Origin of the sequence: Leucobacter komagatae (assembly GCF_006716085.1) — a bacterium.
Classification (GTDB): Bacteria; Actinomycetota; Actinomycetes; order Actinomycetales; family Microbacteriaceae; genus Leucobacter; species Leucobacter komagatae.
This window is the reverse complement of the sequence record NZ_VFON01000001.1, coordinates 1,153,753-1,167,146: the sequence shown is the minus strand read 5'-3', so window position 1 is coordinate 1,167,146 and position 13,394 is coordinate 1,153,753. Positions and strand designations below refer to the sequence as shown.

Below are 13,394 nucleotides of genomic sequence, written 5' to 3'. Positions count from 1 at the left end.
AGCGACGGCTAGGCGCCGCGCTGGGGCTCGACCAGGCGATCTTCAGCGAGAATTTCTTCGATGATGTGCTCGGCGATCGCCATCGCCGAGGTCGCGGCGGGGGAGGGCGCGTTGCGCACGAACACCGCATTGTCGACGCGCTGGATCACGAAGTCGTCCTCAAGCGTGCCGTCTTGGTTCATGGCCTGCGCTCGCACGCCGCGGAGGCCGGGGCTGAGATCCTCGGAGGCGAGCTCGGGGATGAACTCCTGGGCGCCGGCGAGGAACGACCGCTTGTTCGCGGTGCGGAGCTGATCGATTGCCTCGCCGAAGTTGCCGCCAGCGAAGCGCCAGAACGCGCCCGAGGACGCGATCTCGAGGGCATCGCGGACGTTGAAACCGAGGCGGTGATACTGCTCGCGCGCGAACGAGAGGAAGGCGTTCGGGCCGACGGTGACGTCGCCGTCGACGGTGCGTGTGAGGTGCACGCCGAGGAACGGGTAGTCGGGGTCTGGCACGGGGTAGAGCAGCCCGTTCACGAGCTTCGCGGTCTCGGGTGTGAGCTTGTAGTAGTCGCCCGAGAACGGCACGATCGCGGGATACTTGCCCGCGCCAGACCGCTTCGCCAGCCTGTCTGATTGGAGGCCGTTGCACGCGATCACGTAGTCGAACGCCTGGCTGCCGGCTGACGAGTGCACGATCTGCTCCGCACCCTGGCGCGTGATGCGCGACACCGAGGTGCCGAGGCGCACCTCGCCGCCGGCTGCGCGCACATCGTCGAGCAGCGCGCGGGTGACTCCCGGGTAGTCGACGATCGCGGTGTGGGGGGAGTGGATCGCGGCCCGCCCGACGCAGTGCGGCTCGATCTCCCGCATCGCGTCTTCGCCGATGATCGCGACGCCCGGCACCCCGTTCGCGCGCGCCTTGTCGAGGATCGCGTCGAGCTGGCCGAGCTGCTTCTCGGTGTGCGCGACGACGAGTTTGCCGCACTCGTCATAGCGGATCCCGCGCGACTCGCTGTACGCGTGGAGCAGCTCGACGCCGCGCCGAGTGAGTCGGGCCTTCAGGCTGCCCGGCTGGTAGTAGAGGCCCGCGTGTACGACGCCGCTGTTGTGCCCGGTCTGGTGTGTGCCCGGGGCGGATTCCTTTTCATACAGGACAACGGAGTTTGCGTCATTGCGTGTCGTCAACTGGGCTGCGACGGAGGCGCCGATGATGCCGCCTCCGATGACGGCAATGCGTCGTGTGTGCATACGTTCCTCTTTCAGAAGTGCCATAGTGGGGGTGTGGAAAAGCTCTCGAAACAAGACAGTTTGGCTCGCCGGGCGATGGAACAGATTCGCTCTGAGATCACCAGCGGCCGACTGGAACCGGGGACGATGGTGTCCGCCGTACAGCTCGCCGAGCGCATCGGCGTCTCGCGGACGCCGATTCGCGACGCGCTGCTGCAGCTGGAGCAGGCGGGCATGGTCAGGATCGAGAAGAATCGCGGCGCGACGATCCTTGCGACGACGCTTGAGGATCTCCTTGAGGTGTTCCAACTGCGCCTGATGCTGGAGGTGCCGGCCGCCGGGCAGGCAGCCCGCGCCCGAACCGATGAGCAGCTGCGCGGGATCCTCGACTGCTTCGAAGCGATGGGTGAGGCGACGGAAGACGCCGAGCAGCTGCTCGTGCTCGACCGAGACCTCCACATCTCGATTGCCGAGGCGTCGGGGAACGGGCGGCTGCAGGGGCTGCTGCTCGACCTGCGAAACCTTGTGCTGACCCGCGGCGTTGGCACGACGTCGACCGCGCGAACGGGGCGCGAGCTCGTGGACGACCACGCGGGGCTCGTCGACGCGATCGAGCGGCGTGACGCCGAGGCGGCGTCGGCGGAGATGCGGCGCCACATCAAGAACACGGCGCAGCTGCTCATCGCCCAGGAGGCCGGGGGAGACCCCGAGCACGGCCCCGAGTGGGTCGCGGAGCAGCTGGCCTGGCTGTAGGTTCGCGGGCCACTCGGCACGGCCGGGGCCGGCGGGGTGGCCTGGGCAGTCGGTCCGCTCTGTGCGTCCGGGCTGCCTAGACCGTAGGCGGGGGGCCGCCCGGGGCGCGTGAAACGCGCGAGGCGGTGGCTTCGCTGATGCGTGTTCATGCTGTCTCCTGACGGCAAATGTGATGATCCAGGGGGTGCTCAAAGGGGCGAGCAATCGAAGCTTAAAGTAAGTTGCATGCAACGTGCAACCTGTGTATTCTGATTCCCGAGCGGCTGCGGAGGCCCGGCCATACGCCGACCCCAGCTCGCTCGCACCACAGTTTTTCCAATACCCAAAGGAGGGTTATATGAACCTCAAGCGTGGAGCGCTCGCCGCTTGCCTCGTGGGAAGTGCGGTCCTGATGCTTACCGGTTGCGCGCAGGGGAGCGACGCCGAAGGCGGCAGCTCAGACGCGGCAACGGTGAACACCGAAGCACCCCTGTACGCGAAGCTGCCCGACCGCATCAAGGAGGCGGGCAAGATCGTCAACGCGGGTGACCTCACCTACGCGCCGTTCGAGTGGCTGCAGGAAGACGGCAAGACCGTGAAGGGCATCGACGTCGACATCGCGAGCGCGCTCAGCGAGCAGATCGGCGTGCCGTTTGACTGGCAGGACGTGAAGACCGAGGCAGCCCTCAGCGGCATTCAGTCGAAGCGCTACGACGCGCTACTCGCATCGATGACCTACACGGATGAGCGCGCTGAGGTCTACGACTACGTCACCTACCTCAAGGCGGCTTCCGGCTTCATCACCTCACCAGATCGCGTGGGCGAGTTCACTTCGCTCGACGACCTGTGCGGGAAGAAGATCGCCGGCACGCGCGGCACGATCCAGGTCACCCAGGTCGAGGAGCTGAGCGCCGACTGCGTTGCGAAGGGCAAGCAGGCTATCGACATCCAGATGCTCGACAGCGACCAGGCGGGCATCCTGCAGATTCGTCAGGGCGGCGTCGACGCGAGCGTCATCCTCGGCGCAGTCGGCAGCTACGCGGTCTCGCAGTCCGAGGGTGCCGTCGAGCTGATCCCGGGTCTCACCGTCGGCGACAGCGTGTACGGCATCATGCTGAACAAGGCAGACGCAGAGCTCCGCGACGTGCTCCTCGAAGCGATGAACGCGATCATCGCCGACGGCAGCTACGGCAAGATCCTCGACGAGTGGGGCGTCAGCGACCTCGCGCTCGACGAGTCACTCATCAACAACGGACGATAGGCGTCAGCATGGCCACTCCGAACACTATGACGATCTCGCTCCCCGGAGAGGGGGAGCAGCTCTTCAAGCTCGTCAGGCACAAGAGCGTCGGCTCGGCGATCGCGGCAGTTCTCGTGCTGCTCGTCGCCGCGGGCATTGTCGCCGCGTTCATCTTTGCCGATATCGACTACAAGGTCACCGCGAAGTATCTCTTTGACCCGCAGATTCTGAGCGGAGTCGTGACGACGCTCGAGCTCACGGTGATCTCGATGCTCGTCGGGCTTGTGCTCGGAGTGGTCACCGCGCTCCTGCGCGAATCGAAGAACCGCGTGCTCTCTGGCGCGGCGGGCTTCTACACCTGGCTGTTCCGCGGCACGCCCGTGCTTGTGCAGCTGCTCATCTGGTTTAACATCGCGCTCGTAATCCCGACGGTGTCCTTCTTCGGCCTCTGGCCAGTGAGCACGAACACGATCATGACGCCCTTCCTCGCCGCGATCCTCGCGCTCGGAATCAACGAGGGCTCGTACATGTCCGAGATCGTCCGCGCGGGCCTCCTCGCCGTGGATAAGGGACAAGCCGAGGCCGCGCTGGCGCTCGGCATGCGCAAGCGTCGGGTGATGACGTCGGTCGTGCTGCCGCAGGCGCTCAGGGTCATCCTGCCGCCCGCCGGCAACCAGCTGATCGCGATGCTCAAGACGTCCGCGCTCGCCTACACGATCTCCGTGTCTGAGCTGCTCAACGGGGCCTTCCGCATCTACACCCTGAACTACAAGGTCATCGAGCTGCTGTTCACCGCCTCGATCTGGTACCTGTTTATGACCACTGTGCTGACGTTCCTGCAGAGCTGGCTTGAGCGTCGCATGAACCGCGGCTACGCCGCGCAGGCGGCCCCCAGCATGAAGAAGCGCTGGCTGAAGAACACCTTTGGAGTAACACGATGAGCGTCGAAACCGTGATCCAGGCCGAGGGCGTCAGCAAGCGTTTCGGCGACAACCACGTGCTCAAGCACATCAACATGTCGGTCGGCAAGGGCGAGGTCGTCGTGCTGCTCGGGCCCTCCGGGTCGGGCAAGTCGACGTTCTTGCGCTGCATCAACAACCTTGAGCGCATCGATGACGGCCTACTCACCGTGAACGGCGAGCTCTCGGGCTACCGGCGCGACGGGAATACGCTCTACGAGCTCAGCGAAAAGCAGATTGCGAAGCACCGTGAGCAGGTTGGCATGGTGTTCCAGCGCTTCAACCTCTTCCCGCATAAGACCGTGCTCGAGAACATCATGCTCGCGCCGCTCAAGGTGAAGCGCGCCGAGCGCGCGGCGAGCGAGACGCACGCACGTGAGTTGCTCGCCCGCGTCGGGCTCCCCGAGAAGGCTGACGCCTATCCCTCGCAACTGTCGGGCGGGCAGCAGCAGCGCGTCGCGATCGCCCGCGCGCTCGCGATGCGGCCGAGCATCATGCTGTTTGACGAGCCAACGAGCGCCCTCGACCCCGAGCTCGTCGGCGAAGTGCTCGACGTGATGAAGCAACTCGCCGCCGAGGGAATGACGATGGTCGTCGTGACCCACGAGATGACGTTCGCGCGCGAGGTCGCCGACCGAGTTGTCTTTATGGCTGACGGGTACATCGTCGAGACGGGCACCCCCGAGGCCGTGTTCGGTAACCCGCAGCACGAGCGCACCAGGGCCTTCCTCCGCTCCGTTCGCGAAGAGGCTGCCGACGCCTAGTACGCAAGTGCACCGGGTGTGCCAACCGCACCCACCAACCACTTTTCCAAGAGTCAAGAGAACCGAGACCCCCATGCAGACCAGCCTTCAGACCCACGACGCGTTCCTCAGCTCCTTCGACGGCGGTGCGCGTATCCCGGGGATCGACAGCACGAGCCTCGACCGCTTCGACGTGGTTGACCCCGCGACGGGTGCGGCCTTCACCCAGGTCTCGAACGCCCCGATCGAGCTCGCCGACCACTGCCTCGAGGTCGCTGGGCGAGGGTTGCGTGCGTGGAGTGGCCAGAGCGCCCGCGCGCGCTCGAACGTTTTGCTTCGGGCCGCCGAGCTGCTCATTGAGCGCATCGAGGTCATCGCGGCAACGATGACGCGGGAGATGGGGAAGCCCCTCGACGAGTCGCGCGCGGAGGTGCGCTTCTCCGCAGACTACCTGCGGTGGTACTCAGAGGAAGCCGTCCGGTCGTACGGCGGCTACCGGGAGGCGCCCGCCGGGGGAGCGCGGCTCATCGTCACCCGCCAGCCGGTCGGGATCGCGCTGCTCATCACGCCCTGGAACTTCCCGCTCGCGATGGGCGCCCGCAAGGCCGCCGCTGCGCTCGCCGCTGGGTGCTCGGTGATCCTGAAGCCAGCCGAAGCGACGCCGCTGAGCTCGCTGTTGCTCGGCGACGTGCTTCTCGAAGCGGGGGTGCCGCCGGAGGCATTTCAGGTCGTCACCACGTCGGATTCATCGGGCTGGTCGCGTACGCTCATGGGCGACGCTCGCCTGAAGAAGGTGTCGTTCACCGGTTCCACCCGGGTTGGCTCGATGCTCATCGAACAGTCGGCGCAGCACGTGCAGAAGCTGTCGCTTGAGCTTGGCGGCGACGCGCCCTTCCTCGTCTTCAACGACGCCGACCTTGATCGCGCGGTGAACAGCGCGGTGATCTCGAAGATCCGCAACGGCGGGCAGGCCTGCGTGGCCGCAAACCGCTTCCTCGTGCAGGACGGGATCGCGGCCGAGTTCACCGCCGAGCTGTCGAAGCGGCTGAACGCTTTGACCGTCGGCTCGGGATTCGCCGACGGGGTCGACCTTGGCCCGCTCATCAGCGGGCAGGCGCGCAAGCAGGTGCGCGGGCTCGTTGACGGAGCGCTCGAGCTCGGGGCGGAAGATGCGTGCGCGGCTCCGCAGCCGGGCGGGGACGGCTTCTTCATGAACCCAGCCGTGCTTACGAACGTGCCAGAATCGGCGACGATCGCGTCGGCGGAGATCTTTGCACCGATCGCCGTTGTCGGCACGTTCTCGACGGACGCTGAGGCGGTCGCGAAAGCGAACAACACCCCGTTCGGGCTCGCCGGCTATGTCTTCTCGCAGGATATCGATCGGGCGTTTGGCGTCGCCCATGCGCTTGACGTCGGCGTGCTCGGCATCAATAAGGGGCTCGTCGCCGACGCGTCGAGCCCGTTCGGTGGGATCGGCTACTCCGGCTACGGCAAGGAGGGCGGCATCGAGGGGATGCAGGACTTCCAGACGCTCAAGCAGTTCAACCTCGACTCTCCCGCAGCCACCCTGCTCGGCTAAGCAGTTCACTACACCGCCCAGCACCACCACGAAAGGGGCCGCGTATGTCGGTCACATACCCGCTCGGGTTCCGCGCTGCGGGCGTCGCAGCAGGCATCAAGTCTTCGGGGAAGCCCGACCTCGCTCTCGTCGTGAACGATGGGCCAGAGCCGAGTTGCGCCGTCGTGTTCACCCAGAACCGGGCGCAGGCCCATCCGATCCGATGGAGCAGGAGCGTGATGGCCGCGGGAGGCACGCCCCGCGCGGTGCTGCTGAACTCCGGGGGAGCGAACTGTTTCACGGGCGACTACGGCTACGAGACCGTGGAGCTCGCGGCTGCTGCGGTCGCCGCCGAGGTGCGCGGCATTCGGGCAACCGACGTTCTCGTCTGCTCGACGGGTCTCATCGGCTCGGGCGGCGAAGAGTTCCGGGCGAGTGTGCTTGGAGGGGTGCCGCTCGTGAGCGCCGCGCTCGCTGCCGACGACACGACGGCTCCGGCCGCGATCCTCACCACCGACTCGGTCACCAAGACAGCGACACACGAGGGCGAGGGCTGGCGCATCGGGGCGATGGGGAAGGGCGCGGGCATGCTCGCGCCCGGGCTCGCGACGATGCTCGTCGTGGTCACCACTGACGCGGTCGTCCCAACCGCGGTGCTCGACCGTGCGCTGCGCGCTGCCGTCGCCTCGACCTTCAACAGGCTCGACTCCGACGGCTGCATGTCGACGAACGACCAGGTCACAGCGTTTGCCTCGGGGCAGAGCGGTGTCACACCGACCGAGGTCGAATTCACTGCGGGGCTCCTCGCCGTGTGCGACGACCTCGCCGAGCAGCTCCAGGTTGACGCCGAGGGTGCCGGCCATAACATCCACATCATGGTGGAGGGCGCCGCAACAGAAGCAGACGCGGAGGAAGTTGGGCGCGCGCTCGCCCGCAACAACCTGTTCAAGGCCGCGATCGCGGGTGAAGACCCAAACTGGGGGCGTGTGCTCGCGGCGATCGGCGTGACTGACGCCTCGTTCGACCCCTACTTCGTGGACGTGAGCTTTAACGGGGTGCGGCTCTGCACCGCAGGGGGCCCTGACCGGCCTGTCTCTGAGTGCGACCTGTCGCCAAAGCGCACCGAGGTGCTCATTGAGCTCCACGCCGGCGACGCGACTGCGCGCATCCGTACGAACGACCTTACGGTCGACTACGTCCGAGAGAACAGCGCGTACGCGAGTTAACGGGCGTGGGGCGATGCCCTGCGGCGTGTTGCGCGTCCGAGTGAACAAAACAGCGGCGAATCGACCATTGTAGGCATACAACAATCACAATATGACGCCGCTTTGCATAAAAACCTCAAATGATTTCCGCGACTCCGCCTCGCAGGAGATAATAGAGGAGATAGACCAATCATGCGAGGAGGCGTCATGGCGGCAATGAAACCAAGGACCGGAGACGGGCCAATGGAAGCGGTTCGCGAGAGCCGCGTTATCGTGGTGCGTGTTCCCCTTGAGGGCGGTGGCCGTCTGGTGGTGTCAGTCAATGACGAAGAGGCCGCCGAGCTTCGCGATGTGCTTGCGGGCGTGCTCGGCGACTAGCAGCCACGCACACGCGCAGAATGAGGGCCCCTCGGGGCCCTCATTTTTTGTGCCTGGACTGGTGCTGGGCTGGGCTGGGCTGGGCTGGGCTGGGCTGGGGATGGTACTGGGTCGGGCTGGGCCTTGGGGTGTGGTGTGCCCGCACCTCACCCGCGCTGTGCGCTCGTTGACCGTTAGACCTGGGATCTGCAGATCCTATTGCCCTAACACCGGCGGCAGAGCATTGGAAGTGCAGAACACATGCCTTGCGCTGCGGGGCCGGAGGCAAGGCTCGGGTCGCGATGCCCCAGCAGCACCACGCTTCGACCGCAAGCCCTGGGATCTGCAGATCCTATTGCGTGACGGCGTCGACAGGGCAGAGGGAATGCAGAACACATATCCTGTGCTGGGTGCTGGGTGCTGGGTGCTGGGTGCTGGGTGCTGGGTGCTGGGTGCTGGGTGCTGGGTGCTGGGCCGGGGTGCCGGCAGCAAGAAGTACCCAGCCAGCTCAGCCGTCGAGCTTCACTACGGTCAGCAGCCCATCACCGGTCGGAGTGAGTGAGGCGGCGATCGCGTCAGACTCAGCCACGACAGCCAGCAGGTCGCGGAGCGCCTGGGTTGACTCGTCGCGGGCTGCCGGGTCTGCAACACGGCCGTGCGCCAGCGCGCTCGGCACGACGATCGCACCGCCGGGGCGCACAATTCCGAGCGCGTGCTCGAAGTACTCCAGAAGCTGCGACTGCTCAGCGTCGAGCAACACGATGTCGTAGGCGGCGAGGTTCAGGCGGGGCATGACGTGCCGCGCGTCTCCCTCGACGAGGCGGGCGCGCGAGGCAGGGATCCCGGCCTCTGAGAACAATGACCGAGCCTCGCGGAGGTGCTCAGGTTCAATCTCGATCGACGTGAGAATCGCGTCGGGTCGGTGGCGCAGCAGCGACAGGCCACTCACGCCAACCCCGGTGCCGATCTCGCAGATCGCGCGGGCACCCGAGAGCACGGCCAGCGCCGAAAGTTCTGCCGAGACGGCACGGGAAACGGGCTCGATGCCGAGTTCGAGCGACACCCGCCGGGCACGCACGAGCGTGTCAGTCTCACTCGGATACTGCTCCGTGTACTGCCAGTTGCGCTCGAGCTTGCTCACGTGTTCCTCTGTCCTCCGTCGTTATGCCTGTTCATGATAGGGCTGGCGGCCCAAAATCGGGTGCTGGCTCGCCGTGATCGCCCCGCTTAAGGGCCGGGTCTGAGCCTGTGAGGGCGCGTCCCAGCCCCCGCAAGTCGAAATACCCCAGACCTACTCGGTACGATGATGGAATGGGCGGCCTGAGCTTTGAGAAGATCCTCATCATCCTGGTGATCGCGATGTTCGTCATCGGCCCGACCCGCCTGCCCGAATACGCGAAGAAGCTGAGCGACTTCGTGCGCTCCGTGAAGCGCGCGGCCGACGGCGCGAAAGATCGCCTGAAGGACGAGATGGGCCCCGAATTCGAGGACGTCGACTGGAAGCAGCTCGACCCGAGGCAGTATGACCCGCGGCGCATCATCCGTGACGCGCTCGTCGAGGACGAGCGTGAGGCGCGTCAGAGCGAGCGACGCGAACGCCTCGAGGAGCTGGCCGCCGCGCGCAGAGCCCGGCAGGGCGTTTCAGCGGATGGGGCGGTCACCGTCAGGTTTGACGACGAGGCAACCTAGCGAGAAGCCGGTCCCACCAGCCACCCAGCCAGCAATCTAGACCGAGACCACCAGCGCCCCTAGCGCGGCGTGACGCCGAGCGAGCGACCGGCGAGGCCGCGGCCCTGGGCAGCGAGCTGTTGAGCGATGCGGATGACCGCCGCGGCCGCCGGGTCGTCGGGGCGCGCGAGCACCGCGGGGGATCCCGTGTCGCCACCCTCCCGGAAGTCCGGGCTGAGCGGCACGCTTCCGAGCAGCCGCACCGGCTGCTGACCTTCCGCGCTCTCCGACGAGTTCAGGCGGTCGACGACCGCCGCCCCGCCGCCCGTGCCGAACAGCTCGAGGACGGTGCCGTCGGGCTGCGCGAGCCCCGCCATGTTCTCGATGACGCCGATGACGCGCTGGCCGGTCTGCCGGGCGACGAGCGCGCTGCGCACTGCGACGTCGGCCGCGGCCTCCTGCGGGGTCGTCACGACGAGCACCTCGGCCTGGGGGAGCAGCTGACCGACGCTGATCGCGACGTCGCCCGTCCCCGGTGGCAGATCGAGGAGCAGCACGTCGAGGTCGCCAAACCACACGTCGCGCAGAAACTGCTCGATGGTGCGGTGCAGCATGGGGCCGCGCCACGACACCGCGGTCGACCGCGGGTCTGCGTCGCCAAGGAACATGCCGATCGAGATGACCTTCACCCCGTGGGTCTCCGGGGGCAGGATCATTTCGCCGACCCGCGTCGGCTGCTCTGTGACACCGTCTCGGCTGAGCCCGAGGATGCCGGGGATTGAGAAGCCGAACACGTCAGCGTCGACAAGCCCGACGGAGAGGCCCTGCTGGGCGAGGGCGACGGCGAGCGATGCGGTCAGCGACGACTTGCCAACGCCACCCTTGCCGCTCGTGACGGCGATGACGCGGGTGAGCGAGTCGGGGCCGAACTGCACGGGCCGCGCGGGGCCGCGGACGGTCTCAACAAACGCCTGGCGCTCGGCCGGGTTCATGACGCTGACGTCGACGCGCGCGTCGGTGACGCCCGGGGTGCCGAGGGTTGCCTCTCGTACCTCCCGTTCGATCCGCTGCGCGGCCGGGCAACCTGCGATCGTGAGCTTGAGCGGCACGTCAGCCGCCCCTGCCGCGTCGACCGCGAGCGTGCCGACCATGCCGAGCTCGGTGATCGGCCTGTGGATCTCGGGGTCGTTGACCCGCGCGAGCGCGTCCCAGAGCCGCTGTTCAACCTCGCTGCGCTGCTCGCTACTCACTGCGTACCACATTCCCTTCGTCTGGCGTGTTGGCGTCCGGCTCGCTGGCCTCCGGCTCGTTAGCGTCCTGCTGCTCAAGCTCTGCGAGGAGCGCCCGCAACTCCTGTCGCAGGAACTCACGGTCGGGCAGATCCTTGATCGAGAGTCGCAGCGCGACAACCTCACGGGCGAGGAACTCGGTGTCGGCGAGGTTGCGTTCCGCCTGCTTTCGATCCTGCTCGATCTGCACCCGATCGCGGTCGTCCTGTCGATTCTGCGCGAGCAGGATCATCGGGGCCGCGTACGACGCCTGGAGCGACAGGATCAGCGTGAGTGCAGTGAAGCCGAGCGACGGCGAGTCGAAGCGGAGCTCTTTCGGCGCGAGCGTGTTCCACGCGAGCCAGAGCACGCAGAACAGCGTGAGGGCGAGCAAGAACCACGGGGTGCCCATGCCGCGGGCGATGCCCTCGGTCCACCGGCCGAAGCGCTCGTTGCCGTCAATTCGAGTGCCCGCGGGTCCACGCGCGGCCCTGCCGGCCCTGGGCGCTGCGAGGTCGGGGCGGCGCCTGCCGGGGCTCATGTGCGCCCCTCCTCGTCGTCAGCGTGCCGCCAGTCGTCAGGCAGCAGGTGGTCGAGTACGTCGTCGACCGTGACAACGCCAACGAGCCGATCTTGGTCATCGACGACGGGAAGCGCGACGAGATCGTAGCTCGCGAGCCTGCGCGACACCTCTGCGGCGCTCGCCGTGACGGGGACGGCTTCGATCTCGGCGTCGAGCAGTGCGCTCAGGCGCTCGTGCGGCGGGAAGCGCAGCATGCGCTGGAAGTGGACCATCCCGAGGTACTCGCCGCTTGGCGTCTCGTATGGCGGGTGCGTCACGTAGACGGCGGAGGCCATCGCGGGAGGGATCTCGGCGCGGCGGATCATCGCCAGCCCCTCCGCAACGCTCGACTCGGCGGCGAGCACGATCGGCGTGGGGCTCATGAGGCCGCCGGCCGTATCGAACTCGTACTCCAGCAGGCGGCGAACGTCTTCCGCCTCCTCGGGCTCCATGAGGTCGAGCAGTTCGGCGCCCTGCGCGGCGGGCAGCGCCGAGATGAGGTCGGCTGCGTCGTCGGGCTCCATGCGATCGAGCACATCGGCGGTTCGGCCAGAAGGGATCAGGGCGAGGATCGCGATCTGGTCGGTCTCGCTCATCTCCTCCAGCGCGTCTGCGACCCTGTCATCGGCGAGCTCTTCGAGCACTGGCGCCATGCGCGCCTGCGGCAGCTCAAGGAGCGTCGTCGCGAGGTCGGCGGGCTTTAAATCGACGAGCGTTTGCACGAGGAGCTCGGCCGACTGCGGCCCCGCGTCCTCGCTCGGGCGCTCGACCTGCGACCAGCGGACGGTGCGCGCCGGCCCGCGACCGAAGCCCCCGCCCGCCTTGGGGCTGCGCACGAAGAGCTCTGACACGACCCACTCACCCGCGCGGGTGCGCTCGATCGCGGCGTCCTCGACGGTCGCCCGCACGGGCGCTGCCCCTGAGTCTGACGCGACGTCGACGCGCATCCCGATCATCTCGGCGATCATGCGGGTCTCACCGCGCCGCTGCTCGAACCGGCGAATGTTGATGAGGCCCGTCGTGATGACCTGACCCGAAGCGATCGAGGTGACACGGCTGATGGGCACAAAGACCCGGCGCTTGCCAGGGATCTCGACGATGAGGCCGACGACCCTGGGCGCCGCAGTGGCGCGGTACACGATGAGGACATCGCGAACCTTACCGATCTGGTCTCCAACAGGATCGAACACGCCCCGACCGGCAAGGCGGCCGACAAACACCCGCGAACTACTCACGACTCTAAGGTACCGCCAGCGCGGGCGAATCGGCTGGAGAAGCCGCGTGACACGCCCGCGGGGCGGTTGCGCCGACGCCCACCCGCCCGGCCGCCCAGGGGCCCATCGCGAAGTTCACCGCGCATCTTTGCGGCGCCTGTGCCAGAATCTAGCCATGAGCACCCCCGGTTTCCCCAATTCGCGCGCGCCGATCCAGCCCGAGATCCCGAAGGGCGAGATCGTCTCGACCTACGACCGCTACGAAGACGCGAAGCACGCCGTTGACGTGCTCGCCCGGAGCGGGTTCCCTGTGCAGCGCGTCTCGATCCTCGGCAACGACCTGCGCAGCGTCGAGCGGGTCACGGGCCGCTTGAGCTACGGCAAGGTCGCCTGGATGGGCGCGCTCTCGGGCGCGTACCTCGGTCTCTTTCTTGGCCTGCTGCTCTTCATCTTCCAGCCCGACAACGCGGGCATCGGCGGCGTGTTCCTCTCCGCCGTCGTCATCGGCGCGGGCTTCGGCATGCTGTTTGGGCTGCTCTCGTATGCGATGAACCGCAACCGGCGCGACTTCTCGTCGATCATGCAGATGGTTGCGACCCGGTACGACCTCGTCACCGAGCCGGAGTTGCTCCACGAGGCGCGCCGGGTGCTCGGCGGCGAGTAGCAGCACAGCAACC

Annotated in this window: 14 protein-coding genes; 9 read left to right on the top strand and 5 right to left on the bottom strand. The window is 67.1% G+C overall.

What is annotated here, in order from left to right; all coding sequences use genetic code 11:
• Positions 1 to 8: 8 nt before the first annotated feature.
• The gene (gene lhgO / locus FB468_RS05390; RefSeq protein ID WP_141886432.1) at positions 9 to 1,232 is read right to left on the bottom strand and encodes an L-2-hydroxyglutarate oxidase; all 1,224 of its coding nucleotides are present in this window, start codon (positions 1,230 to 1,232) and stop codon (positions 9 to 11) included.
• A 75-nt stretch (positions 1,233 to 1,307) separates the two neighbouring features.
• Here lhgO and FB468_RS05385 point away from each other — a divergent pair, with 75 nt between their 5' ends.
• The 7 genes from FB468_RS05385 to FB468_RS05355 all read left to right on the top strand — a co-directional run bounded on the left by FB468_RS05385 (position 1,308) and on the right by FB468_RS05355 (position 8,026).
• Positions 1,308 to 1,964 carry a GntR family transcriptional regulator gene (locus tag FB468_RS05385; RefSeq protein ID WP_141886431.1) on the top strand — a complete coding sequence of 219 codons (657 nt, stop codon included), beginning with the start codon at positions 1,308 to 1,310 and terminating at the stop codon, positions 1,962 to 1,964.
• Positions 1,965 to 2,301: 337 nt separating this feature from the next.
• Complete coding sequence (locus tag FB468_RS05380) at positions 2,302 to 3,204, top strand: ABC transporter substrate-binding protein (protein ID WP_141886430.1); 903 nt, start codon at positions 2,302 to 2,304, stop codon at positions 3,202 to 3,204.
• 8 nt (positions 3,205 to 3,212) lie between these two features.
• Positions 3,213 to 4,124 carry an amino acid ABC transporter permease gene (locus FB468_RS05375; protein WP_141886429.1) on the top strand — a complete coding sequence of 304 codons (912 nt, stop codon included), beginning with the start codon at positions 3,213 to 3,215 and terminating at the stop codon, positions 4,122 to 4,124.
• Positions 4,121 to 4,906, top strand: a complete 786-nt coding sequence (locus tag FB468_RS05370) for an amino acid ABC transporter ATP-binding protein (RefSeq protein ID WP_141886428.1) — start codon at positions 4,121 to 4,123, stop codon at positions 4,904 to 4,906. Before FB468_RS05375 ends, FB468_RS05370 begins: the two co-directional genes overlap by 4 nt.
• Positions 4,907 to 4,979: 73 nt before the next feature.
• A complete protein-coding gene (locus FB468_RS05365) occupies positions 4,980 to 6,464 on the top strand; it encodes an NAD-dependent succinate-semialdehyde dehydrogenase (protein WP_141886427.1) in 1,485 nt (494 codons plus the stop codon).
• A gap of 44 nt (positions 6,465 to 6,508) precedes the next feature.
• Positions 6,509 to 7,669 (top strand): bifunctional glutamate N-acetyltransferase/amino-acid acetyltransferase ArgJ, encoded by a 1,161-nt coding sequence (gene argJ, locus FB468_RS05360; protein ID WP_141886426.1) that lies wholly within the window; start codon positions 6,509 to 6,511, stop codon positions 7,667 to 7,669.
• A 186-nt stretch (positions 7,670 to 7,855) separates the two neighbouring features.
• Positions 7,856 to 8,026, top strand: a complete 171-nt coding sequence (locus FB468_RS05355; RefSeq protein ID WP_083506522.1) for a DUF3117 domain-containing protein — start codon at positions 7,856 to 7,858, stop codon at positions 8,024 to 8,026.
• Positions 8,027 to 8,513: 487 nt separating this feature from the next.
• On the opposite strand, the gene FB468_RS05350 is transcribed toward FB468_RS05355, so the two are convergent.
• Positions 8,514 to 9,146: an O-methyltransferase gene (locus FB468_RS05350; protein ID WP_141886425.1), complete on the bottom strand. Its 633-nt coding sequence runs from the start codon at positions 9,144 to 9,146 to the stop codon at positions 8,514 to 8,516.
• A gap of 170 nt (positions 9,147 to 9,316) precedes the next feature.
• Between FB468_RS05350 and FB468_RS05345 the strand changes: the two genes are divergently transcribed.
• The gene (locus FB468_RS05345; RefSeq protein WP_141886424.1) at positions 9,317 to 9,694 is read left to right on the top strand and encodes a twin-arginine translocase TatA/TatE family subunit; all 378 of its coding nucleotides are present in this window, start codon (positions 9,317 to 9,319) and stop codon (positions 9,692 to 9,694) included.
• A 59-nt stretch (positions 9,695 to 9,753) separates the two neighbouring features.
• On the opposite strand, the gene FB468_RS05340 is transcribed toward FB468_RS05345, so the two are convergent.
• Genes FB468_RS05340 through FB468_RS05330 form a run of 3 tightly spaced genes read right to left on the bottom strand, consistent with a single transcriptional unit; the run spans position 9,754 to position 12,738 of the window.
• Complete coding sequence (locus FB468_RS05340) at positions 9,754 to 10,935, bottom strand: Mrp/NBP35 family ATP-binding protein (protein ID WP_141886423.1); 1,182 nt, start codon at positions 10,933 to 10,935, stop codon at positions 9,754 to 9,756.
• On the bottom strand, positions 10,916 to 11,482 hold the full coding sequence (locus tag FB468_RS05335; RefSeq protein WP_141886422.1) for a DUF1003 domain-containing protein: 567 nt from the start codon (positions 11,480 to 11,482) through the stop codon (positions 10,916 to 10,918). The genes FB468_RS05340 and FB468_RS05335 overlap by 20 nt, the downstream gene beginning before the upstream one ends.
• Positions 11,479 to 12,738, bottom strand: coding sequence for a magnesium transporter MgtE N-terminal domain-containing protein (locus FB468_RS05330; RefSeq protein WP_141886421.1), 1,260 nt, complete (start codon positions 12,736 to 12,738; stop codon positions 11,479 to 11,481). The genes FB468_RS05335 and FB468_RS05330 overlap by 4 nt, the downstream gene beginning before the upstream one ends.
• Positions 12,739 to 12,892: 154 nt before the next feature.
• Between FB468_RS05330 and FB468_RS05325 the strand changes: the two genes are divergently transcribed.
• A complete protein-coding gene (locus tag FB468_RS05325; RefSeq protein WP_141886420.1) occupies positions 12,893 to 13,381 on the top strand; it encodes a YflT domain-containing protein in 489 nt (162 codons plus the stop codon).
• Positions 13,382 to 13,394 lie beyond the last annotated feature (13 nt).